The sequence below is a fragment of the Mycobacterium dioxanotrophicus genome (assembly GCF_002157835.1).
GTDB lineage: Bacteria > Actinomycetota > Actinomycetes > Mycobacteriales > Mycobacteriaceae > Mycobacterium > Mycobacterium dioxanotrophicus.
Window position 1 is genome coordinate 328,081 of sequence record NZ_CP020809.1, and the last position, 23,992, is coordinate 352,072.

The 23,992-nt window shown below is 67.3% G+C and carries 20 protein-coding genes; 5 read left to right on the plus strand and 15 right to left on the minus strand.

The window, feature by feature from the left end:
• Positions 1-13: 13 nt before the first annotated feature.
• Both BTO20_RS01475 and BTO20_RS01480 read right to left on the minus strand, forming a co-directional pair.
• Entirely contained in the window at positions 14-466 is a 453-nt protein-coding gene (locus BTO20_RS01475; RefSeq protein ID WP_087072768.1) for a 6,7-dimethyl-8-ribityllumazine synthase, read from the minus strand.
• Between the two features lie 53 nt (positions 467-519).
• Entirely contained in the window at positions 520-1,281 is a 762-nt protein-coding gene (locus BTO20_RS01480; RefSeq protein ID WP_087072770.1) for an alpha/beta hydrolase family protein, read from the minus strand.
• Between the two features lie 157 nt (positions 1,282-1,438).
• Between BTO20_RS01480 and BTO20_RS01485 the strand changes: the two genes are divergently transcribed.
• Entirely contained in the window at positions 1,439-2,347 is a 909-nt protein-coding gene (locus tag BTO20_RS01485) for a mycobacterial-type methylenetetrahydrofolate reductase (protein WP_087072772.1), read from the plus strand.
• A gap of 3 nt (positions 2,348-2,350) precedes the next feature.
• Here BTO20_RS01485 and BTO20_RS01490 read toward each other — a convergent pair whose 3' ends face one another.
• Both BTO20_RS01490 and BTO20_RS01495 read right to left on the minus strand, forming a co-directional pair.
• Positions 2,351-2,773 (minus strand): nuclear transport factor 2 family protein, encoded by a 423-nt coding sequence (locus tag BTO20_RS01490; protein WP_087072774.1) that lies wholly within the window; start codon positions 2,771-2,773, stop codon positions 2,351-2,353.
• A complete protein-coding gene (locus BTO20_RS01495) occupies positions 2,770-3,822 on the minus strand; it encodes a zinc-binding dehydrogenase (protein ID WP_087072776.1) in 1,053 nt (350 codons plus the stop codon). The genes BTO20_RS01490 and BTO20_RS01495 overlap by 4 nt, the downstream gene beginning before the upstream one ends.
• An 85-nt stretch (positions 3,823-3,907) precedes the next feature.
• Between BTO20_RS01495 and BTO20_RS01500 the strand changes: the two genes are divergently transcribed.
• Positions 3,908-4,753, plus strand: a complete 846-nt coding sequence (locus BTO20_RS01500) for a helix-turn-helix domain-containing protein (protein ID WP_087072778.1) — start codon at positions 3,908-3,910, stop codon at positions 4,751-4,753.
• Positions 4,754-4,758: 5 nt separating this feature from the next.
• On the opposite strand, the gene BTO20_RS01505 is transcribed toward BTO20_RS01500, so the two are convergent.
• From BTO20_RS01505 to BTO20_RS01515, 3 genes are all read right to left on the minus strand, one after another.
• Entirely contained in the window at positions 4,759-5,484 is a 726-nt protein-coding gene (locus tag BTO20_RS01505; RefSeq protein WP_087072780.1) for a type 1 glutamine amidotransferase, read from the minus strand.
• 65 nt (positions 5,485-5,549) lie between these two features.
• Positions 5,550-6,254: a fumarylacetoacetate hydrolase family protein gene (locus BTO20_RS01510; RefSeq protein WP_087072782.1), complete on the minus strand. Its 705-nt coding sequence runs from the start codon at positions 6,252-6,254 to the stop codon at positions 5,550-5,552.
• A gap of 23 nt (positions 6,255-6,277) precedes the next feature.
• Positions 6,278-8,107, minus strand: coding sequence for an acyl-CoA dehydrogenase (locus tag BTO20_RS01515; protein ID WP_087072784.1), 1,830 nt, complete (start codon positions 8,105-8,107; stop codon positions 6,278-6,280).
• Positions 8,108-8,245: 138 nt separating this feature from the next.
• On the opposite strand from BTO20_RS01515, the gene hrpA reads away from it, so the two are divergent.
• A complete protein-coding gene (gene hrpA, locus BTO20_RS01520; protein WP_198344219.1) occupies positions 8,246-12,130 on the plus strand; it encodes an ATP-dependent RNA helicase HrpA in 3,885 nt (1,294 codons plus the stop codon).
• A 3-nt stretch (positions 12,131-12,133) separates the two neighbouring features.
• Here hrpA and BTO20_RS01525 read toward each other — a convergent pair whose 3' ends face one another.
• From BTO20_RS01525 to BTO20_RS41045, 5 genes are all read right to left on the minus strand, one after another.
• A complete protein-coding gene (locus tag BTO20_RS01525) occupies positions 12,134-13,243 on the minus strand; it encodes a GGDEF domain-containing protein (protein ID WP_232491009.1) in 1,110 nt (369 codons plus the stop codon).
• A 146-nt stretch (positions 13,244-13,389) separates the two neighbouring features.
• Positions 13,390-14,295, minus strand: coding sequence for a fumarylacetoacetate hydrolase family protein (locus BTO20_RS01530; protein WP_087072788.1), 906 nt, complete (start codon positions 14,293-14,295; stop codon positions 13,390-13,392).
• Between the two features lie 30 nt (positions 14,296-14,325).
• Positions 14,326-15,813: an FAD-binding oxidoreductase gene (locus tag BTO20_RS01535; protein ID WP_087072790.1), complete on the minus strand. Its 1,488-nt coding sequence runs from the start codon at positions 15,811-15,813 to the stop codon at positions 14,326-14,328.
• A 21-nt stretch (positions 15,814-15,834) separates the two neighbouring features.
• Positions 15,835-16,989, minus strand: coding sequence for an esterase family protein (locus BTO20_RS01540; protein WP_087072792.1), 1,155 nt, complete (start codon positions 16,987-16,989; stop codon positions 15,835-15,837).
• Between the two features lie 134 nt (positions 16,990-17,123).
• Positions 17,124-17,252, minus strand: a complete 129-nt coding sequence (locus BTO20_RS41045; protein ID WP_269770320.1) for a hypothetical protein — start codon at positions 17,250-17,252, stop codon at positions 17,124-17,126.
• A gap of 359 nt (positions 17,253-17,611) precedes the next feature.
• Between BTO20_RS41045 and BTO20_RS01545 the strand changes: the two genes are divergently transcribed.
• Complete coding sequence (locus BTO20_RS01545) at positions 17,612-18,964, plus strand: APC family permease (protein WP_087072794.1); 1,353 nt, start codon at positions 17,612-17,614, stop codon at positions 18,962-18,964.
• A gap of 12 nt (positions 18,965-18,976) precedes the next feature.
• Here BTO20_RS01545 and BTO20_RS01550 read toward each other — a convergent pair whose 3' ends face one another.
• On the minus strand, positions 18,977-19,864 hold the full coding sequence (locus tag BTO20_RS01550) for an LLM class flavin-dependent oxidoreductase (RefSeq protein WP_157680113.1): 888 nt from the start codon (positions 19,862-19,864) through the stop codon (positions 18,977-18,979).
• A gap of 30 nt (positions 19,865-19,894) precedes the next feature.
• On the opposite strand from BTO20_RS01550, the gene BTO20_RS01555 reads away from it, so the two are divergent.
• Positions 19,895-20,998, plus strand: a complete 1,104-nt coding sequence (locus BTO20_RS01555; RefSeq protein WP_087072796.1) for an FAD-dependent oxidoreductase — start codon at positions 19,895-19,897, stop codon at positions 20,996-20,998.
• A 76-nt stretch (positions 20,999-21,074) separates the two neighbouring features.
• Here BTO20_RS01555 and BTO20_RS01560 read toward each other — a convergent pair whose 3' ends face one another.
• Positions 21,075-22,991, minus strand: coding sequence for a CocE/NonD family hydrolase (locus BTO20_RS01560; protein ID WP_087072798.1), 1,917 nt, complete (start codon positions 22,989-22,991; stop codon positions 21,075-21,077).
• A gap of 65 nt (positions 22,992-23,056) precedes the next feature.
• Positions 23,057-23,971, minus strand: a complete 915-nt coding sequence (locus BTO20_RS01565) for a LysR family transcriptional regulator (protein WP_198344220.1) — start codon at positions 23,969-23,971, stop codon at positions 23,057-23,059.
• Positions 23,972-23,992 lie beyond the last annotated feature (21 nt).

Consider the following 23,992-nt stretch of genomic DNA (forward strand, 5'->3'; position numbering starts at 1 on the left):
AGCTGTTCGGCCGTTATCCCAGCGTCTTGTGCAGCTCCAGGGTCGCGGTGACCGCGTCGGCGGCTTCGGCGCCCTTCTTCACGAAGTGCTCGGTGAAGTACCGGACGTGTTCGTCGTGCTCGTGGAAGTGATGCGGCGTCAGCACCACCGAGAACACCGGGACGTCGGTGTCGAGCTGCACTCGCATCAGCCCGTCGATGACGGCTGTCGCGACGAATTCGTGCCGATAGATACCGCCGTCGACCACCAGCGCCGCGGCCACCACCGCGCGGTAACGCCCGCTGCTCGCCAGCCGCTTTGCCGTCAACGGGATCTCGAACGCGCCGGGAACCTCGAAGAACTCGAGGTTGTCAGCGGTGAAACCGGCGGTGCGGATCCGGTCGGTGAAGCCCTCGCGCGCCCGGTCGACGATGTTGCGGTGCCAGGTGGCCTGCACAAATGCGATCTGGGTGGCTGAGTCAGTCATTACGGCTCCTCGTGCAAGGGCTTGTCGGTCATGCCGAGACGCTACCTCAGCCCCTATCCACCACCGAGGTACGCGTCGGCCCACGCGCCGATGATGCGTCCCGCGCGTTTGGCCTGGCCCGGACCGGTGAGCAGATGCTCGGAGCCTTCCAGCGACACGAAGCTGCGTGGATGCCGCGCGGTGCGGAAGATGTCGCTGGCGTTCTTGATGCCCACGGTGTTGTCGGTGGGCGAATGCAGGATCAGCAGTGGCAGCTTGAGGGCCTTGATCTTGTCGTGCAGGTGGGCGGCGCGGACGTCTTCGACGAATGCCCGTTTGAGCGTCAGGGTCTTGCCGCCGGCCATCCATTGCGCGCTGCCTTCTGCGAAGACGCATTCGAGCACGGCGTCGTACTGATGCTCGACGTGCACCGGGTCGATCGGTGCGCCCACGGTGACCACCGCGCGGATTCCCGGGGCCTGCCGCGCCGCGGCCAGCACCGCAGCGCCGCCGAACGAATGGCCGATGAGAATCTCGGCGGGCGTGCCGCGGTCGGACATGAACCGGCACGCCTCGACGATGTCGTCCACCTTGTGCGTGAACGAGCCGTCACCCCAGTCGCCCTCGGAACCGCCGAGGCCCAGGGCGTCGTAGCGCAGCATGCCGATGCCGTCGCTTGCGAGCTGCTTACAGATTCGCGATGCGGCCGGAGAGTCTTTGCCGAGAGTGAAGCCGTGTGAGAACACGCCCCAGCCGCGAATGGGACCATCGGGCAGATCGATGACGCCCGCCAGCTTGGGACCCGTCGAGCTGGAGAAGGAGACACGTTCAGCCATGCAGGAGGTCTATCACGCCGGTACTCTGTGCGCCCCGTCACTTTCGCAGCCGGCGAGGTGACCGGCCCGTCACCGCGGCAGCGCCGAAACGTAGGCTGGAGGTCGTCGGCCGCTGCTGGTCAGTGCTGCCCGGCATGCTGCGACTGAACGCAATGAGATGTGGAGCAAGTTCGTGCCCCTGAACACCATCGCGCTGGAACTCGTCCCGCCGAACCTGGAACGCGGCGTGCAGTACCCCGTAGACGAAGCGCGCAAAGTGCTCGCGCTGGCGGCGGAGACGGGTATCAACGGCCGGATCGGCCACGTGATGATCCCGGGCATGATCGATGAGGACGACGATCGTCCGATCGAGATGAAGCCCCGGATGGATGTCCTGGACTACTGGAACATCCTGCGGCCCGAACTGCCCGGGATGCGTGGGCTGTGCACTCAGGTGACGTCGTTCCTCGACGAGGCGGCACTGGGCCGGCGACTGACGGATCTGAGCGGGGCCGGTTTCGACGGCATCGCGTTCGTCGGCGTTCCCCGCACCATGAAGGACGGCGAGGGTGAGGGTGTCGCGCCCACTGATGCGCTGTCGATCTACGAGCAGCTGGTTCCCAACCGAGGCGCCATCCTGATCCCGACCCGCGACGGCGAGCAGGGCCGGTTCAACTTCAAGTGCGAGCGTGGCGCGACGTACGGCATGACGCAGCTGCTGTACTCCGACACCATCGTCGGATTCCTCAAAGAGTTCGCCAAGACCACCGACCACCGGCCCGAGATCCTGCTGTCGTTCGGTTTCGTGCCGAAGATGGAGACCAAGGTCGGCCTGATCAACTGGCTGATCCAGGATCCCGGCAACGAGGCCGTGGCTGCCGAGCAGGAGTTCGTCAGCCAGCTGGCCGAGCGTGACCCGGAAGAGAAGCGCAAGCTGATGCTGGATCTGTACAAGCGGGTGATCGACGGGGTCGCCGACCTCGGCTTCCCGCTGAGCATCCACTTCGAGGCGGCCTACGGCGTGTCCAAGCCCGCGTTCTCGACGTTCGCCGAGATGCTCGCCTACTGGTCGCCCGGTCAGGTCTGAGGTTCAGCCCACCCCGTCGGAGGCGCCGAACGCCAGCCCCACGACCCGTACCGCGGTGAACCGACGGCGTGCGATCTTCCAGCCCTCGGCGGTGCGGACCAGTTCGTCGTCATAGAAGCCGACGGCGTTGACGCCGGAGGCGTTGGCGGGGCCCAGGATCAGGCCGTCGACGTAGGTGCGCGCCGACGCGGTGTCACCGTCGATCGTGATGGCGTGGTTGCTCAGCCGGTGCATGGTGTGCCCGGCCATGGCGTGGGCCTGTTCCATGAACGTCGTGACCTCGTCGACTCCCGACCACGATCCGATGTCGCCGTAGTCCAGTGCGCAGTCGGTGGTGAACACCGTGCGGAAGAGCTGCCAGTCGCGGCGATCGATCCCGGTGGCGTACCGCACCAGAACCTCGGTGATGTCCTCCCGGTCGGTCATCGGTGAACTCCGTTCGGACGAACGATGATTCGGGGCGGACCGGCTGATCGGCGGGCCAGGTCGATCGCATCGGGGACGTCGTCGAGCCCGACGACCATGCCGATGCTCGGTGTGGGGTCGAGGTCACCCGCGGCGATGGCCTCCAGCGTGCCGTACCAGTCCTGCGGCCACGGCCCGCCGCCGAATTGCAGCGTGACGCCTTGGCGGGTCGCGGTGGTGATGTCGAGGGTGTCACCGGTGTACCAGCCGCCGGCGCAGTAGATTCGGGTCCCCATCTCGGCCTGCGAGACGAGTTGTCCGATGAGGCCGGGCGCTCCGACGCACTCGAACACCACCGCAGGCCCCCACAGGTTGCGCTCTGCGCGGACCTCGCGCCAGACGTCGAGCGGTGAACGCTGTGCCGGGTCGACCGCGATGTGCGCACCAAAACTGGTGCGGGCGAGTTCTCGACGGTCTGCCGAGAAATCCGAGACGATGACGGGCTCGATACCGCGGCGGGCCAGAGCTGCCACCGCGGACAGTCCGATGGCCCCGGCACCGATGACGATCGGGATCTCGCCCGGCTCGAGACGTGCACTGCGCACATAGAATTCACCGACCGCGAACGCGTCGGTCAATGCGACGGCATCGTCGGATGCGGCTCCGTCGGCGCGACGCGCGATCGACTCCGACACCACGACCAATTCGGCGAAGCTGCCTTGGGATTCGGGGTGTTGCCCGATGATGTGGGCGCCGTCCGCGCCGCCGTTGACGAGCCGGATCGGGATGGAGGTCACGCGGGCGCCGACGGGGAACTGGTCGGTGCATCCGGGTCCGTGCCCGATGACTTCACCCACGAACTCGTGGCCCAGGACGACGTCGCGGTCGGCGTCGTAGAGCGAACGGCCGGTCGGATCGGTGCGCCCGAGGTCCGGGTGATCCATGAAGTGCACGTCCGAGGCGCAGATCGCGGTGCTGCTGATTTTCAGGAGGAGTTCGCCTGGGCCGGGAACAGGGTCGGGGATCTCCCGGACGGCGAGTTGACCAGCCCGCAGGACGGCTGCACGCATTCACACCTACCAGTTCTCGAATAATCGAGATAGCATCTCGAAATAACAAGCTCGACTGTAGGAACAGGTGGAAGGGGCGTCAAGAGTGCGTGCGGCATCGGCTCCGACGGCCCGGGTACTCGATGTGGTGGAGTTGCTGGCCCGGCCGGGCAATGAGCGGTTGCGGTTCTCCGACATCGTCAGGGCCCTGGATCTGACGCAGGCCACCGCCCACGCGATTCTCACGACGCTGTGTGATCGCGGCTGGTTGATCCGCGATCCGGCGGACAAGGCCTTCGCGCTGGGGCCGGGCCTGGCTGTGGTGGCCGCCCGTACCGATGCTGTGCGACCGCTGGCACACGCCGCTCGCATTGCCGCACACGAGCTTTCGCGGCAATTGGGATATGCCGCGTCCGTCGTCGAGCGCGTCGACGACGAACTGGTGATCACGGCTTTCCACGGTGGCGAGCACCCGGCGGGCGTGCCGGGGGACCGCATCCGCTACGCGCCGCCGTTCGGAGTGGCGTTCGCGGCGTGGGACACGACCGACGGCCGACGCGCCTGGGTCGAGCGGGCGCCAGGCGCCATCGGGGAGCGACTCGAGCAGGTACTGGCTCAGACGCGGGACCGGGGTTTCGACGTCGACTGGACGACACCGGATCTGACCCGGGCCGCACAAGTCATGGGGACCCTCCCGAGTGAAGGCCTACCCGACCACGTACGGGGCATCACCGACCAACTGCTCGCCGAGTTCATCACCATGGGCCTACAGCCGACGGACGACACCGCGAACACCCCGCGACCGGTGGCCACCATCGCCGCGCCGGTGTTCGACGCCCGTCACCGGGTCGCCCTCATTCTCGGGGTACACCCGTTGCGGCCATTGACCGTTCGTCAGGTCGGCAGCGCCGGACGGCAGGTCAAGAGGGCGGCGGATCAGCTGGGAACGTGAGTTCTCTAGGACTGCGGCGCGGCGCGGAGCACCCGGGACAGGTAACCGCGAACCAGCGCGCGCATGCGTGCGGCGGAATCGTCGGCGAGTTCTTTTGTCCGCGAACGTAAGTCATCGTGGGTCAGGCCGACCGCAGCGGCGGCTGCGCCCTGCTCGTCTTCACTCATCCAGACCTCCAGCAGCGCCGGCTCGAGTTCGGGGTGGAACTGCAGGCCCAGCGTGCGGCCCAGCACGAACGCCTGCGGCGCGTTGCCGTTGCGGGCGATTTCGACTGCGCCCGGTGGTGTCGTCCAGCGATCGAAATGCCACTGGAACCACGGGCCGGGCGGGATCAGCTGCGGATCGTCTGTGCTGATGTCATACCAGCCGACCTCGGGTGCATCCGTCTGGCCGACGGACCCACCGAAGGTCTGGGCGAGCAATTGGCCGCCGAAGCACACGCCGAGCAGACCCACGCCGGCGTCGGCAGCTTCCCGGAGTGCGGCCATCTGAGCGCCAACCCAGGTCGCGCGCAGGGCGTCGTCGTACACGCCCCAGCGCCCACCCATCGTGACCACCACGTCGTACCGGGTCAGGTCGGGGAAGTCCACCTCGATGGCCGGGTTTTCCAGCTGATCGCGCGGGACCACGGCGAAGGTGTCTACGTCGAATCCGTTTTCCGCGAAGGCCTCACCCAGCGTCGTCCCGGGTTCGGCGGGGTCGTTGCGGATGAACAGTACTTTCGATGCCACGCCTCATGGTATTTCCCGCACCGATCGTGAAGGGGAACCGGGTCTGTGACGGCGGGTCACGCGCGTCACGGACTGACTGGCGGGCCGACCGTGAACGTGAATTCCGCGACACCGGCGGCGCCGCCGGACACCACATCGCCAGGCTGCATGGGGCCGACTCCGGCGGGTGTGCCGCTGAAGATGAGATCACCGGCCGCGAGATCCACCGCGGTCGATATGGCGCTGATGACCTCAGGGACCGACCAGATCAACTCCGCGAGATCGCCACGCTGTTTGAGATCGCCGTTGACCCGCAGCCAGATCTCGCCGGCCTCCGGGTGGCCGACTTCGGCGACGGGGTGGATCGGTGTGCACGGGGCCGACGCGTCGAAACCCTTGGACCAGTCCCACGGCCGGCTCAGCCGCTTGGCTTCGTCCTGCAGGTCACGGCGGGTCAGGTCGACGCCGACGCCGTAGCCCCACACCAGGTTCAACGCGTCGCCGGGGGCGACGTCGCGCCCGCCCGACCCCAACGCCACCACGAGCTCGATCTCGTGGTGCAACGCCGAGGTCAACGACGGGTACGCAATGGTGCCCGCGGCGTCGACGACCGCGTCGGCCGGCTTCATGAAGAAGAACGGCGGCTCACGATCGGGGTCCTTGCCCATCTCGCGCGCATGCGCGGCGTAGTTCCGACCGACGCAGAACACTCTCCGGATCGGAAAGCGTGCGGGTCCGTTGCTCACCGGAACCGACGCCTGACAGGGCGGAGGAATCACGTAGTCGGCCATGGGACCATCCTCGCGCAGCGCCCTCAGAACGCCGCGTTGTCCAGCTCCATGACGTCGCCGTCGATCGAGTCGATGATCTCGCGGACCGAGGTGAGCAGCGGCAACATGTTGTGCGCGAAGAACTTCGCGGCCGCGACCTTGCCTTGATAGAACGGCCGGTCGCGCTCGCTCGACGTTGCCAGCGCCGCCACAGCGATCTGCGCGCCGTGCAGCAGTCGCCATCCGATCAGCAGATCGCCGACGGCGAGCAGGAACCGGACCGATCCCAGCCCGACCTTGTACAACTGTTCGGGCTGTTCCTGCGCGGACATCAGGTAGCCGGTCAGCGTGGCGGCCATGGCCTGCACGTCGGTGAGGGCGGTGGCGAGCCGGGCGATCTCGGGCTGCAGCTCAGTGCTTTCGGCGTTGATGGTCGCCGAGATCTGCGCGGCGACGTGCGCGAGCGCACTGCCCTGATCGCGCACGATCTTGCGGAAGAAGAAATCCAGCGCCTGGATGGCCGTGGTGCCCTCGTAGAGCGAGTCGATCTTCGCGTCGCGGATGTACTGCTCGATCGGATAATCCTGCAGGAAGCCCGAACCGCCGAGGGTCTGCAGGGATTCGGTGAGCACCTCGTAGGCGCGTTCGGAGCCGACGCCCTTGACGATCGGCAGCAACAGATCGTTGACGCGATGCGCCAGCTCGGCGTCGGCACCCGAAACATGCAGTGCCACATCGGAATTCTGGTGCGCAGCGGTGTACAGATACACGCCGCGCAGGCCCTCGGCGTAGGCCTTCTGGGTGAGCAGGCTGCGCCGCACATCGGGGTGTTCGATGATGGCCACGCGGGGCGCGGTCTTGTCGGCCATCGCGAGCATGTCGGAGCCCTGCAGGCGTTCACGCGCGTAGGCCAGCGCATTGAGGTAACCCGTCGACAGCGTGCCCGCCGATTTCACCCCGACCGTCATGCGGGCGTTCTCGATGACGCGGAACATCTGTGCGATGCCGTTGTGGACGTCGCCGACGAGGTACCCGACCGCAGGCACGTCGTCGGCGCCGAAGGTGAGTTCGCATGTGGGAGAAGACTTGATGCCCATCTTGTGCTCGACGCCCGTGACATATACGCCGTTGCGCGCGCCCAGTTCCAGGGTGTCCGGGTCGAACAGATACTTCGGCACATAGAACAGGCTCAAACCCTTGGTGCCGGGCCCCGCTCCCTCCGGGCGGGCCAGGACGAGGTGGAACACGTTTTCGGCGGTGTCGCCGACGTCGCCTCCGGAGATGAACCGCTTCACCCCCTCGATGTGCCACGTTCCGTCGGGTTGGGCGATCGCCTTGGTACGGCCCGCGCCCACATCGGAGCCGGCGTCCGGTTCGGTCAGCACCATGGTGCCTGCCCAACCGCGGTCCATGCTCATGCGCGCCCAGCGTTGCTGCTCCTCGGTGCCCACCTCGGCCAAGGTGTGTGCCATCGCCGGTCCCAGGCCGAAGAAGAACATGGCAGACGGGTTGGCGCACATGATCATTTCCTGGACAGCCCACACCAGTGCCGCGGGTGCGGGGACGCCGCCGGCGTTCTCGGCAAGGCCGATGCGCCACCATTCGGCATCCTTGACCGCCTGCACGGTCTTGGCGAGCGGTCCCGGAACGGAGATTTCGTGGGTGGTGGGGTCGAACTGCGGCGGATTGCGGTCGGCCTCGGCGAAGGACTCCGCGACCGCGCCTTCGGCCAGGCGCGCGACCTCGTCCAGCATGGTGCGCACGGTGTCGCTGTCGAGATCTCCGTAGGACCCCGAATCGAAGACCTCCCCGAGCTTGAGCACCTCGAACAGGTTGAACTCGATGTCCCGGACGTTGGCGATGTAATGACCCACGATCGGCAAGCGTCGCCGACGCCAGTTCGGGTACGCAAGCGTAGGTTGCGGCAACCTACGGCTACGGAACCGGAGGTTGCCAGCTCAGTAGACGCTATGACCTGTATCACACTTGGTCATACACCTATCCTTGGTCGAGTGTCCCAACCGTCAGTCGCTGAGCTGCGTTCCCGTCTCGACGACCTGACCATCCGTGACGCCGCCCGGCTCGGCCGCCGGCTGAAGAATCTGCGGGGCGGCAATGTGCCCGCGAATCTCGTCGAACAGCTCGCCGCGGCCGAGGCTCTTGTGCTCACCCGGCAGGCCGCCGTCCCGACCATCACCTACCCGGATCTGCCGGTCACTGCGCGACGCGACGAGATCGCCAAGGCCATCAGCGAGAACCAGGTGGTGATCGTCGCCGGCGCCACGGGTTCGGGTAAAACCACCCAGCTCCCCAAGATCTGCCTGGAACTGGGGCGCGGTATCCGCGGCACCATCGGCCACACCCAGCCCCGTCGGCTGGCGGCGCGGACGGTCGCCCAGCGCGTCGCCGACGAGCTGGGTACCCCGCTGGGCGAGGCGGTCGGCTACACCGTGCGGTTCACCGATCAGGCCAGTGATTCCACCCTGGTCAAATTGATGACCGACGGCATCCTGCTCGCCGAGATCCAACGCGACCGGCGTCTGCTGCGCTACGACACGCTGATCCTCGACGAGGCCCACGAGCGCAGCCTCAACATCGACTTCCTGCTCGGGTATCTGCGTGAGTTGCTGCCGCGGCGCCCCGATCTCAAGGTGATCGTCACCTCGGCGACGATCGAGCCGGAGCGGTTTTCACGCCACTTCAACAACGCTCCCATCGTCGAGGTGTCCGGCCGCACGTACCCCGTCGAGATCCGCTACCGGCCACTGGAAGTGCCGGTGGTGTCCGACGATGACGATGATCCTGACGACCCCGATCACGAGATCGTGCGCACCGAGATCAGGGACCCGACAGAGGCCATCGTCGACGCTGTGCGCGAGCTGGAATCCGAACCACCCGGCGACGTGCTGGTGTTCCTGTCCGGTGAGCGCGAAATCCGGGATACCGCTGAGGCTCTGAAGGATCTGCGCAACACCGAGGTGTTGCCGCTGTACGCGCGGCTGCCCACCGCCGATCAGCAGAAGGTGTTCCAGCCCAGTCACACCGGACGGCGAATCGTGCTGGCCACCAACGTCGCCGAGACCTCGCTCACGGTTCCGGGCATCCGCTACGTCGTCGACCCCGGGACTGCGCGCATCTCCCGCTACAGCCGCCGGACCAAGGTGCAGCGCTTGCCCATCGAACCCATCTCGCAGGCGTCGGCGGCGCAGCGGGCCGGTCGATCGGGTCGTACCGCACCCGGTATCTGCATCCGGTTGTACTCCGAGGAGGACTTCGAATCCCGGCCCCGCTACACCGATCCGGAGATCCTGCGCACCAATCTGGGCGCGGTCATCCTGCAGATGGCGGCGCTGGGACTCGGCGATATCGAGCAGTTCCCGTTCCTCGATCCGCCCGATCAGCGCAGCATCCGCGACGGTGTGCAACTGCTGCAGGAGCTCGGCGCGTTCGATTCGGTGGGGGCACTGACCGACGTCGGACGCCGCCTGGCCCGGCTGCCACTCGACCCGCGGGTCGGCCGGATGATTCTGCAGGCCGACACCGAGGGCTGTGTGCGCGAGGTACTGGTGCTGGCCGCCGCGCTGTCGATCCCCGACCCGCGCGAGCGTCCGGCCGACAAGGAAGACGCCGCCCGGCAGAAGCACGCCCGGTTCGCCGACGACCACTCCGATTTCATCTCCTACCTCAATCTGTGGAACTACCTGCGCGAGCAGCGAAACGAGCGCTCCGGCAACGCGTTCCGGCGGATGTGCCGGGATGAGTTCCTGCACTACCTGCGGATCAGGGAATGGCAGGACCTGGTGGGGCAGCTGCGCAGTATTGCGCGCGACATCGGGATCAGGGAGAGCGACGAGCCGGCCGAGCCTGCGAGCATCCACGCCGCGCTGACCGCGGGCCTGCTGTCCCATGTCGGGTTGCGCGAGGGCGAGACCAGGGACTACGCGGGCGCCCGCAATTCGAAGTTCGTGCTGGCTCCCGGTTCCGTGCTGACCAAGAGGCCGCCACGCTGGATCGTGGTGGCCGACCTGGTGGAGACCAGCCGGCTGTTCGGCCGGATCGCCGCGAGGGCCGAACCGGAGGCCATCGAGCGGGTCGCGGGACATCTCGTGCACCGCAATTACAGTGAGCCGCACTGGGAGGCCCGGCGGGGCGAGGTGATGGCCTTCGAGCGGGTAACGCTCTATGGGCTGCCGCTCGTTCCGCGCCGCAAGGTCGGATACTCCTCGATCGAACCCGACCTCGCCCGTGAGTTGTTCATCCGGCACGCGCTGGTGGAAGGCGATTGGCAGACCCGACACCACTTTTTCCGCGACAATGCCCGGCTGCGTGCGGAACTCGAGGAGATCGAGGAACGGGCCCGTCGGCGTGACCTACTGGTCGGCGACGACGACATCTACGCGCTGTACGACGCGCGGATCCCAGCTGACATCGTGTCGGCGCGTCATTTCGACGCGTGGTGGAAGAAGCAACGGCACCGCACACCGGATCTGCTCACATTCAGTCGCGACGATCTGTTGCGGTCCGAGGACGGGGCGGACAATCCCGACACCTGGCAGGCGGGCGATCTGCAGCTCCCGCTGACCTATCGGTTCGAGCCTGGAGCCGCCGACGACGGCGTCACCGTGCACGTGCCGGTGGGAGTGCTGGCCCGGCTCGGCGGAGACGGCTTCGCCTGGCAGGTACCGGCTTTGCGGGAAGAACTGGTCACAGCGTTGATCAAATCCCTGCCCAAGGATCTGCGACGCAACTTCGTGCCCGCCCCGGACACCGCCCGCGCCATCCTCGGCGACATCGACGCTTCCGCGGCGTCCCTTTTGGACGAGGTGCAGCGTGAACTACGCAGGCGCAGCGGCATTTTGGTACCGATCGACGCGTTCGACCTGAGCAAGGTCCCCGACCATCTGCGGATGACGTTCGCCGTGGAAACCGCCGACGGCAAAGAGGTGGCGCGCGGCAAGGACATCGATGCGCTGCGCGAGCAATTGGCCGTGCCGGTCGCCCAGGCGGTGGCCGACGCCGTCGGAGGTGACCTGGAACGGACCGGTCTGCGAGGCTGGCCCGAGGACCTCGACGAGCTGCCCCGCACTGTCGAGACAGCCTCGGCAGGCCACACTGTTCGCGGGTATCCGGCATTCGTGGATACCGGTAACGCCGTGGATATCCGGGTCTTTGCGACTCAGGCCGAGCAAGCCGCGGCGATGCGGCCTGGGTTGCGCAGACTGTTGCGGCTCACGGTGCCGTCGCCGGTCAAGGCGATCGAACGCGGGCTGAGTCCCCGCGTGCGCCTTACCCTCAACGCCAATCCCGACGGCACGCTCGCCGCCCTGCTCGACGACTGCGCCGACGCGGCGGCCGGTGTTCTGCTCAAGCGGGCAGTGTGGACGAAGGCCGAGTTCACCGCGCTGGTGCAGCAAGCGGCCAAGGAACTCGGACCGACCACCACCGCGGTGGTCAACCGGGTGCAGGCCGTGCTGACCGCAGCTCACGAGGTGCAGGTGGCCCTGCCGGACAAGCCGACGCCGCAGCAAGCCGACGCGGTCGCCGATATCAGGGCCCAACTGGATCGGTTGTTGCCCAAGGGTTTTGTGACTGCTGCGGGTGCCACACGGTTGGCCGACCTGGCCCGCTACGTCACCGCGATCGCCCGCAGGCTCGAGCGGCTACCCCAGGGTGTAGCGGCCGATCGGGAGCGCATGGCCCGGGTTCACGCCGTCGAGGATGCCTACGACGATGTGGTCCAAGCACTTTCGGCGGCCCGCGCGGCTGATCCGAAGGTGGAGGAGATCGCCTGGCAGATCGAGGAATTCCGGGTGAGCCTGTGGGCTCAACAGCTCGGCACGCCGCGCCCGGTCAGCGAGCAGCGGATCTACAAGGCGATCAACGCGATCCAGAACTGATCGTCACGACCCGTCTGGTTCGGCCGCGGCCGCGGGTTGCAGATCGACGTAGTGGCAAACCTGGTTGCCGCCCGCGTGTTTGGCCGCGTACATCGCCAGGTCGGCGGCGTCGATGACGTCGTCGAGGAATTGCGGTGCGCGCGCCGCTGCGGCGGCGTCGAGCGGAGCGCTGGCGCTACCGACACTGGCAGTGGTCGGGAAGGGGATGGCCGCGATCGCGCGGCAGATTCGCTCGGCGAGTTCGTTGGGTCGCGGTGTGCGATGAAGGTCGGCGACGACGAACTCCTCGCCCCCCAGCCGCCCGATCACCGATGCCGACGGGCAGTTGTCCCGCAGCGCAGCGCCGACCCGGGCCAGCGCGCGGTCCCCGCGCGCATGTCCCCATGTGTCGTTGAGCAGTTTGAAGTTGTCCAGGTCGATCACGAGGACCACCAGATGCGCCCCTGCGGCCTGCTGGCGCACCAAGCCCTGCACGGTGCGGTAGAAGGCGCGTCGGGTGTGCAGTCCGGTGAGTGGATCATGATCGGACACAGTGAGATCCGAACGCAGCGTGTGCACCAGCGACCGGATCCCGAACGGCACACCGACGTTGAGCGCCGCGACCGTCAGCGTGGCGGCGACGGCCAGGGCGATGTCGCCGGTGTCTTTGATGAGCCGAAACGCGAAGACGGCCGCGCACAGCGCGCACACCGCGAAATTGCCGATGACATAGCGCAGGGTGTGGAAGTACGCGATGAATCCGCCGAGCACCGCGAAGACCACACACCCCATCAGTGCCGAGTACGGATTGGACAGCGTCGCGCAGCCCAGACCCGTCATCCCGCTTGCCGCCAGCAGGAACAGCGACGACTGTCCTCTGGTCGGCCAGTGCACGAGCCACACCAACGCACCGAGAAATCCGACTGCCGCGGTACCCACCGCGATAGCCCTGGAGAGCGGATGATCGGGACCGTTCGGGCTCCAGAGCATCAACAGCGGAAGCGCGGCGAGCACCGCGGTGTACAGCGCGGTCACCCACTGCCAACGGCGCCGCAGACCCCGGTCCTGGATGTACGTGCTGAGCCAGTCGAACTGATGAAGCTGTTGCGGCGCCCCGATCACCCCACGAGCCATGATTCCTCACACCTCCGCATGTGCGGAATGTACGACATTTCAAGTACCGTAGCTGGCGATACACGAGGTTCGCCAGCTACCGTCCTTTTGGGTGTTTATCGTGGCTGAGTCGATCGGCGGGCGTCGTTGGCTACGCCGTCGTGACGCTAGCCGATGACGTGCTCGATCTCGCCGATGCCGTCGAGCCTCAGTGTGAGGGTGTCGCCTTCACGTAGCCAGTTCCCGGTCTCCATGCCGCTGCCCCCGGGTAACGTCCCCGTGCCGAAAAGCTCGCCCGGCAGGAGTTGCTCGCTGCGCGACGCGTGCGCGAGGACCTCGCCGAGCGTGTGCTGCATCCCGGCGCTGCAGACGGTGCCGATCGCAGACCCGTTGATCGCGACCGATCCGGTGATCGCGTCGATACGGGGCAGGATCTCGTCGGCGGTGACAGCGGTGTCCGACATCGAACTGGCGAAGTGCTTGGACTTCTGCGGCCCGAGCCCGCTCGCCATCTCCGCTCGTTGCACATCGCGGGCGCTGAAGTCGTTGAGCACCACGAATGCCCCGATCGCGGCCGTGGCCTCGGCCGGAGTCGCATCGAGCAGCGGTGCGGCCAGTACGAATCCGAGCTCGAGCTCGAAGTCCAGCGCCCGCGAATAGCTCGGCATGGGCATCGGCGTACCGCTCGGCACGAAGGTCTGTGCATTGGACATGTAGTAGATCGGCTGCCGGTAGAACAGCGGCTTGGGTCTGAACTGCGGCACCGGGCGGCCGGTCACCCGCTCGTAGAGCGCGGTGACGCGGTGCAGGCCGGGGTGGAACCGCTGGATCAGACCGCGGGCCGCGTCGATGTTGTGCTGCTCGTAGAGCATGAAGTCGCGGAACGACAGCGGTTGAAACGGCAGCAGATGCCGGCTGTGCCGCAGCTGGCGTTCGGCGGCGGCCTGTTCCCACGCGGCGTCGAACACCCTGCCGCCGAGCGCGGTACAGTCCGCCTGCGCGGTCCAATTGCCTTCGGCATCAGCAGCTTCGAGCTGCAGCCCGGTCTCGGTACGGATCCGTCGTAGTTTCATCGTGCTCCGTCGGTCTCGGCGGGTGCCTGGTCATTGCGCGCCCAACGCAGAGTAGATCAGGCCGGAGGGGTCGTAGTGCGAACGAATGGTGTTGAGCCGATCCAGGTTGTGTTCGAAGTAGCGCGCCGCGGGCATACCGGCTTCGACGTAGTTGACGTATCCGCCGACTGAGGCCGCCTGCACCGCTTGGTGGGCGTCGCGCAGCCAGCCGGCGGCGGATTCGACCGCGGCGGGTGACGGCGGTTCCGTGTACCACTGCACACACGCGGCTTGCCGCCGCCACGGAAATGCGGTGGCGTCGGGTGCCGTGTCGGTGATCGCGCCGTCGAGGGATTCGATGACGGCGGTAGCGGCACCCGCGTCTTTCGGCCAGGCCGACATTGCGGCGACGATGGATTCTGCAGCGGGGTGGGTCATTTCCGCGATGACGTCCGAACCCGCGACGAAGGATCGAGGCCGGGTAGCGTCGCTGCCACCTTCGAAATAGTGAACCAAGTCCAGATGCCCGAGGGTCTGGGTTCTGGTGCTCACCGGTGCCATGCCGATCGAGGCCGCCAGGGCCGAGGCCGCTTGGTCGCCGGTGTGGGCCGCAGTCGCCAACACGATGGTGCACTGCAGCTCGGGGCCCGGACCGGAGGTGAGGTTGAGCATGCCCCAGGTCTCCCGCTGCGCCGTGCCCAGCCACTCGTGCCATCCGTAGATCACTTGTGCCGCAGCAGTTTCGGGGAACACAAGCGTGACGACGTCACGTTCGACGGTGGCGAAGGTGCGGAACGTGAACGAGGTGACGACGCCGCACCCGCCGCCACCGCCGCGCAGCGCCCACAACAGGTCATCGTGCTCATCGGATGACGCGGTGATGGTGTCGCCGCCGGGAACGACAACGGTCGCCGACACCAGGCTGTCGCACGTCAGTCCGTAACGCCGGGCGTCCGCTCCGAGCCCGCCACCCAGCGTCAGACCCGCGACCCCCACGCTTGGGCAGCTGCCGGTCGGTATGGACTGGCCGTGCTCGGCGAGCGCGCTCTGCACCGCGTCGAGATCGACGGCGGCCGCGACCGTGACCAGACCTGAGCCGGCGTCGTAGTCGATGGTGCGGGGGAGCCCGCGCAGGTCGATGACCATCGCACCCGACGTTGCCGAGGCGCCGATGTACGAGTGCCCACCGCTACGGGGCGCAATCTTGATGGTGTGGGCAGCGGCGAAGGCGACCGCTTTCGACACGTCGCCCGGCGAGCCTGCGGCGACCACCGCCACCGGAGCGGAATCGGCGAATCGGGTGTTGAAAACGCCTTTGGCAGAACCGAACTGCGGGTCGGCCGGCAGGATGACGTGTCCGTCGAGCGTGCCCGCCAGAGCGCTCCAATCCGGCGGGCCCGCTGTTGTCGTGGTTCCGGCGGTCGTCGTGGAGCCGCCGGGCGCGGATGGGCTCCCGTCACGGCACGCTCCCAGCGCCGCGGCAGTCGCGAGACCCAGCGCGCCCCGCAGGAAATGCTGGCGCGAGATCTCGGGTGTCATGCCCGGGCCGGTGGGAGCCGGTTACCGGGGATACGCCGCGGGTACGGGCGCCACCGCTGCCGGCACCTGAGCGGCCTGAGGTACCTGCGCCACCGCACCGGGCACCTGAGCCGCACCGGGCACCTGAGCCGCACCGGGGACGGGTGCCGCACCCGGTACCTGCGCAGCATCGGGCGCTGGAGCCGGTGCCGGAGGCGGGACGCCGACACCGAGCACCCGCAGCAGGTCGGGCTTCATCTGCTGCAACTGAGCGCCCCAGTAGCCCCAGCTGTGGGTGCCGTTGGGCGGGAAGTTGAAGATCGCGTTGTGGCCTCCGGCGGCCTGGTAGCGCTTCTGGAACTCCTTGTTGGAATCCACGGTGATGTTCTCCAGGAACTGCGCGCTGTACATCTGGCCGAAGCCGCCCCCGGCCGAGTCGAGGTCAGAGGAGATGCCGTTGCCGCAATACACCCACACCGCGGTGTTGTTGGCGACCAGCTGCCCGACGTTGACCATCGGGTCGTTGCGTCGCCAAGCCGGATCATTGGCGGTACCCCACATGTCGGTGGAGTTGTAGCCGCCGGCATCCTTCATCGCGAAGCCGATCATGGTGGGCCACAATCCCTGCGACGGGTTCAGGAAACCGGACAGGGCGCCGGCGAAGATGAACTGCGCCGGGTGCCAGATGGCCAGTGTCAGCGCCGCACCGCCGGACATCGAGAGCCCGACGACGGCGTTGGCGGTCGGCCGGATGCCGCGGTTGGCGGCCAGCCAGGCCGGGAGCTCCTGGGTGAGGAACGTTTCCCATTTGTAGGTGGTGGTGCCCGAGTTTCCCGCCGCGGGTCGGTACCAGTCGGTGTAGAAGCTGGACTGCCCGCCCACCGGCATCACGACGGCCAGACCCGATTCGTAATACCACTCGAACGCCGCGGTGTTGATGTCCCAGCCGCTCTCGTCGTCCTGGGCGCGCAGGCCGTCCAACAGATACAGCGCGGGCGTGCCGCCGGCACTGGCCGGACCGCCGCCGGGCTGGAACGAGACCTTGATGTTGCGTCCCATCGACGGCGACGGGACCTCGAGTTGTTCGACCGGCAGGCCCTTGCGTGAGTAGGCCGACGCAGGCTGCGCCACGGCCACACTCAGCAGTGCCGACACCAACAACGTCGCGCTTGCGGTGGCCGCCAGCCGCCGTACCATTCGGCCCAAATACCTCCCCGTCACATCGGCAAGCTAACAATGCAGCCTGTGATCCCCGCGCGGCCGCGCCCGGCGTAACCCGGCTGTTATCAAGGCGTTTCGATGTCGATGCTTACCGGCGAGCTGTGCAAGCCCTACAGCCGCAACATCTCGCGTTGCATCTCCGCGCGGTCCAGATAGCTGAAACGCGACGGGTAACGACGCCGAGAACGGGAAGCGGCAGGGAGTGCTTTCCGGCGCAGCAGCGCGTGAATTGTGGTCATCGGGGTCCCTCTCTTGCCGGGATTCCTCTTCCAACGCCGTTTCCGAAGCACAGATTCCGGGCGGCCGATCCGGCGGCGAATGACGCCACCGCGCCGAATCTGAATAGTTGCTGTGAAGTTGCCAAAACTGTTCGCGCGTTGCGCGGGGGAGTTGACTGATACGGCAGTTCGGCGAGCCTGGCAGTGCAATACTCGCCACACCTGGTGGACACGACAGGCCCACCGCGGAGCTTCGCCGACGCGTCGAATGCGCCGGCCGGGCGGAAACCACATCGGCTGGGTGGAAGGTGATCACTGTGGCGCAAAGCGAACAGTTGACTACAGGAGTCGGATCGCCACACCTGTCTCGTTCGCTAGGCATGTGGGCGATCGTCGGTCTCGGGCTTGGCTACATGACCCCGATGACGGTGTTCGACACGTTCGGCCTCGTCTCGGAGGCGACGAACTCCGTGGTCCCGCTCGCCTACCTGGTGGCGCTGGTGGCCATGGTGTTCACGGCCATCAGCTACGGCCGGATGACCCGCGTCTACCCGTCGGCGGGTTCGGCGTTCACCTATACCTCCGAAGTCATCCACCCGAACGCCGGATTCCTGGTCGGCTGGTCGTCGCTGCTCGACTACCTGCTGCTGCCCATGGTCAACGCGGTCATCGGCCGCATCTACTTCGAATCGTTCTTCCCGGACGCGCCGTCCTGGGTGTTCGTCGTGGTCTACGTCGGCGTGATCACGGCGTTCAACCTGTGGAGCATCAAGGGCACCTCGCGCGTCAACGGCATCCTCGTGGTGTTCCAAACCGTGCTGATCGGCGTCTTCATCGTGTTGGCGTGGCTGTCGCTACGACACGGCATGGGCGCGGGCACGGCGCTGACGCTCGATCCGCTCTACCACGCGGGTGTCGACATGTCGGCTGTCATCACCGGAGCCACGGTGGTGTGCTTCTCCTTCATCGGGTTCGACGCGATCACGATGTACAGCGAGGAAGCCAAGACCCCGAACACCGTGCCGAAGGCGATCGTCCTGGCCCTGTTGATCGGCGGTGCCATCTTCTTCGTGGCGGCGTGGTTCAGCCAGTCGGTCTTCCCCAACCTGGACGGTTTCGAGGTCACCGACGACACGCTGCCCGAGATGGCGCTGAAGGTGGGTGGCCAGTTCTTCAAGATCCTGTTCACCTCGGCCGCGCTGGCCGCCATGGTCGCGTCGAGCCTGTCGTCGCACGCGAGCGTGTCGCGCATGGTCTACGTCATGGCCCGCAACGGCAAAGGCCGGATCTCGAAGTACCTGGCCTATATCCACCCGACCTTCCTGACCCCGGCCCACGCCGTCGTCATCGTCGGCATCGTGTCATTGCTGGCCATCAAGTTCACCCTCGAATTCGCCTCGGCAATGATCAATTTCGGCGCGCTCATCGCCTTCACATTCGTCAACCTCACGGTGATCGTCTACTTCGCGTTCCGGCTCAAGCAGCGACGGACACCGAAAGAGATCTTCATCAACATCGTGCTGCCGTTCATCGGCATGTGCATGACCTTGGTGCTGTGGTCGAAGCTGCACATCCAGGCGCTCGAATACGGCGCCATCTGGTTCGCCATCGGCCTCATCCTGCTCGTGTACCTGACCCGTGGCTTCCGGCAACCGATGACCATGAGGATCGAGGAAGAGACGCTGGCGGAGGAGGGCACCCCGGTGCCGCACGTCAAGCACGGTGATGAGTGACGGACGCCGCGCTCAAATCCCTTGGTCTACCACCGAATCGATCCGCGAAGCGACTTCCCCGCACACCGCGACGAACTCTGTCATGGTGTCGACGGCCCCGAGGGGCTGCAGAACGGGCGTGCTCAACCCGGCGTCGAGATACGGCTTGAGGCCCGTCGCGATATCCGTCGCCGTGCCGCCCACCCCGAAACCGTCTTCGGGTGCCAACCCTGATGCGGCAGCCTTCTGGGCCAGCTGAGCAGCGGCGTCCTCACCCGGCGCGCACGCGATGAATCCCACGGTGTCGAACGGGTCGCTGCGGCCGGCACGCCCCGCGGCCACATGCGCCAGCGCGGCGCCCACCGACGTGCGGGTGTAGCCGCTGTCGAGGATCACGCCGTCGGCGATCTCGCCGGCCAACCGCAGCGTCTTCACTCCCGTTCCGCCGATCAGCACCGGAAGTCGTTGTGGTGGTGCGTAATCCAGCGCAACCTCCGACAGCTGAACATAACGCCCGGTCACCGTGACGGTCTCCCCGGCGAACAGTGCCCGCAACGCCAGCACGTATTCGCGGAGCAGGGTCATCGGGGATGCGACCGCGGCACCGGCCTGCCGCATCCAGTCCTGGATGCCGTGCCCGACGCCGATCCTGATGCGCCCCGGGAACATCGCCTCGAGGGTGGCGAACTCCATCGCCGTGCTCACCACGTTGCGCAGTGGGGCCGGGATCAATCCCACACCGACCACAAGGCGTTCCGACGCCGACAGTGCGACGGCGGCCTGAGCGACACCGCCCTGCTGAAAGCAGTCCTCCCACAGCCACAATTCGTCAGTACCGGCCGCATCGGCCGCGGCGGCGACCGTGCGCAGGCTCGCGGGCGGGAAATCCGGTCTGAACACTGCACCTGTACGGATACTCATGGGCCCAACCCTACGGATAGCGTGGCTGGCATGGGCCGCAAAAGGGTCGTCATCGCCGGGCTCGGCGACACCGGGGTTCTCACGGCGATCCGGCTGGCACATCAGGCCGACGTGGTCGGGGTATCGGTCAAGCCGGGGTTGGTCAGCGGGCAGGAACTCGGGGCACGGCTGGCCCGGCCGGACGACTGGGCGCGCGACTACTGGATCGGGTTCGACCGGTTTCGCGGTCTCGACCGGGTGCGCACCGTGCACGGCACGCTGACCGGGATGGATCTCGCCGGCCGAACCGTCGAAGTGGCGCGGGCCAACGGGGTGCTGAGCCGCGAGTCGTACGACGCGCTGGTCATCGCGACCGGTGTCAGCAACGGTTTCTGGCGTCGACCGACACTGCAGTCGACCGGTGAGATAGGCGCCGAGCTGCGGGCCGCCCACGAGCGGCTCGCGGCGTCGGAATCGGTCGTCGTGGTCGGTGGCGGGGCTGCCGCGGTGAGCGCGGCCGCCAATGTCGCCCGAGCGTGGCCGGACAAGCGCGTCGCGTTGTACTTCCCGGGTCCGCGGGCGTTGCCCGGACACCACCGACGGGCCTGGGCGCGCGTACGGCGTCGTCTTGCCGATGCCGGGGTGGCGCTGCACCCGGGCCACCGCGCTGTCGTGCCTGCCGGCTACGACGAGATCACCAGCGGCCCAGTTACGTTCACCACCGGTCAGCCCGCGGTGCCCGCCGACGCAGTGCTCTGGGCGATCGGTGCGGTGCGGCCGAACACCGATTGGCTGCCCGCCGAGTTGCTCGATGCGCATGGCTTCGTCCGCGTCACCGCGGACCTGCGGGTACCCGGGCATCGCGGGGTGTTCGCGATCGGTGACGTCGCCGCCACCGATCCGCTGCGATCGTCGGCGCGTAACCGCGCCGACGGCTTGTTGGCCCGAAACATCCTCGCCGAGTTCGCCTCTCGCCCCCTGCGGGAGTACCGGCCGCCGCAGACCCGGTGGGGTTCGGTGCTCGGCGCACAGCCCGACGGACTGGAAGTGTTCGCCCCGACCGGCCACGCCTTCCGGTTCCCGGCCTGGTCGGTGCGGCACATCGTGCAGCCGTGGATCGTGCGACGCGGCATCTATCGCGGCGTGCGGGGCTGAGTCGTCGCCGACTGGCCAGTTGTTGCCCGCATTTCGCGAAAAGTCGTGCAGTAACTGGCCATTGGGGGTCGGAACCTCAGCCGAACACCGCCGGATCTGCCAGCGGGATCACGATCCGCGACGGCGACTCCCCGCCCTGGCGGACCTGATAGACCCCGCCGGTCAGGGCGCGCCGGGCCGGTCTGGTCGGCACCAGATGCGGAAAGTCGTAGGTGGTCAGGGTCAGCCGCAACCGATGTCCGGGCTCGATCAGCGCGGCGGTGGGGAACACCTCGAGGTCGTAGCGCGTCAGTTCCCCGGGCACCACCGGAACGGCGGCAGCCCGGGTGCTGAAGTGGTGGGGCCGCAGCACCGTGCCGTCGGGCAGATACCACGTCTTGTCGGGATCGAGCGTGCGGTGGGAACCCAGCAGAGCGCCCTCGGTCAGTGGCCGACTCACGCCGTCGGGGGACACGTCGTCCAGATAGGCCACCCACAGTGTCTCTGACGTGCTGGCCCGTGCGTACACGGTCAGCGCTACCGGCCCCGCCACCAACTGCGGGGTCTCGAACGCCGTCGTGGTGTAGGTCAGCGCCTCCCGATGAGGTTTGCTGTTGTCGAGGTCGTAGCGGATGCGCCTGCCGGTCTGGGACACCATGAAGCTGCCCATCCCGAGGCTCCACTGCTCCAGGCTGCGCCCGGAGATCGGCCCACGTGCGGTGTAGCGGAGCGTCGCCTCGGTCACGTCGGGATCGGCGTCGGCCTGCAGCACACCGCCGTCGGCGAGGAAGAACGGCGTGGGTGTGGCCTCGGGGAACGGGTATTCGCTGGTGTGGAACCACTGCGAGCCGCCTATCGCCTGGAACCGCAACGGCGTACCCGTCACCGCGGCATCGTCGGAGTCCTTGAGCCACCGGTCGAACCAACGCAGCTGTAGGGCGTGCAGATGCAGACCGTCCAGGTCCGACACGTGGTACCAGGGGCCCATCATCAGCTGGATGCGCTCGGAGGTCGGCTGTCCCGGCTGCATGGGCGCGTCGGCGGGCCGGCCCGCGAAGGCGTTCTGCAGAGCGGCGTAATTGAGTGGGGCACCGCGCTGGAACGCGTCGTGCCAGCCGCCGACGAGGAACACGGCCACGTCGTTCTCGACGATCTTCGGCAAGACGTCGCTGGCTCGCATGCCGTCCCAGAACGGGCCGTCGAACGCGGTGTCCCCGCCGGCCGTCGCGTCGGCGGTCATCGTCTTGAAGTACTGTCGCTGATCGCGTCCGCGCTGGCGCACCCCGGCCAGTCCGCCTGCCCGCGGACGTTCGTGCGGCCCGCGATTGGCGAACTCCAGCGTCGAGTTGACCACATTGAGCAGCGAATACACCGCGCCATAGGCCTGCACCGTGCGCATGTGCGGCACGCCGCCCATGGTGACCACGTCGCGATAGAAGTCGTTGGCGGCCATCACCGGGAAGATCGCCTTGAGCGGTGAACCCGGGCCGACCGCGGCGGCGGTCAGCAACTGGTTGATCGCCAGATAGGAAATGCCGAACATGCCGACGCGTCCGTTTGAATTCGGCAACTGGGCGGCCCAGTTGACCAGGTCCACGCCGTCGGTGACCTGCTCGGCACCGAGCATCTCGAACGATCCGCCCGACACCCCGGTGCCGCGGACGTCGGCCATCACCTCGATGTAGCCGCGCCGGATCAGATACCGGGTTGCGCCGCCGCCGATCTGCGCGGCCGGTGGCGGAGCCTTCTTGCCGTAGGGCGTGATGGACAGCAGAACCGGGAACGGGCCCGGGGCGGCTTCGCCGGTCTCGGGGATGGTCGGGTAGTGGATGTCGGCCCGGAGCACGGTGCCGTCGCGCACGGTGACCGCGACGTTGTGATGTACCCCGACGCCGTAGCTCGCAGGTTTCGGTGTCCACGGTGGTTCGAGCGGTGACGGGCTGGTCTTGCGGGTGCGCGCCGCTGCCCAGCCGGACATCGCTCTCTCCCGCACGGCCTGTAACCGGTTCGCCATTCGCGTCTCCCTTGACGTCGTGCCGACTAGATAGACGGTATGACAGCAAACTCACGCTGTGGGCATCACCCCACGGTCTGGCGGACAGCAGAACGCACCGACGTGCGTAGCCAACGGTGCCGCCGATCGTCATCGAAGGCCGGGTGCCAGACCATGCAGTACGGCATCGTCGCGATCTCGTCCGGCGCATCCAGCACCACGAGCGCGTCCGGCGTCGCGAAGGCGCCGGTGAGCTGTCTCGGCAGCGTGGCGACCAGATCGGTGCCGGGCAGGAACTGCGAGGCCGCAGCGTGGTAGGCAACCGTGACGGCTGGATCGCGGACCACGCCCAGCTTCGCGAGCGGAAGGTCGACATCGGGTTGTCCGCCGTCGTGTACGTCGACGATGACGTGGCGGGCATCCCGGTAGTCGCGCAGTGTGATTCCGCCTGCATCGGCCAATGGGTGGTCGGCAGCAACCACGCACACGAAGCGCTCGACGAACAATTGCTCGGAGCGCATCTCGTCGGTCGTCTGGCCGCCGTAGAGGCCCAGATCGATCGTCGAGTTGCGGATCTGCTCTGTCACCCCTTCGCGCCAGCTGTGGAAACGCACCGGAGCTCGGGGCGCCTGGCGCGCTATCTCCCGGCAGATCGCAGAGCCGAACGCCTGCACGGCATAGTCGGTGCCGACAAGAGTCACCGGTCGCGACGAGCTTGCGGGATCGAACTGATCGGGTGCGAAAAGGGCTTCGAGCGCAGGGAGCACCACGTCGAGTTGGGCCTGGATGGCCTCGGCACGCGAGGTCAGCCGGTAGCCGGCGGTGTCGCGGATCAACAGCGGATCGTCGAGCAGACGCCGCAGCCGGTGCAGGGCACGACTCATGGCGGGCTGGCTCAAACCGACACGCGTGGCCGCTCGGGACACCTGCCGTTCCTCCAGCAGCGCCACCAGCGGGGGAATGAGGTTGAGATCCGCCCGCCCTATATGCGTCGTGTGCATATTGAGCATCGTAAAGATGCA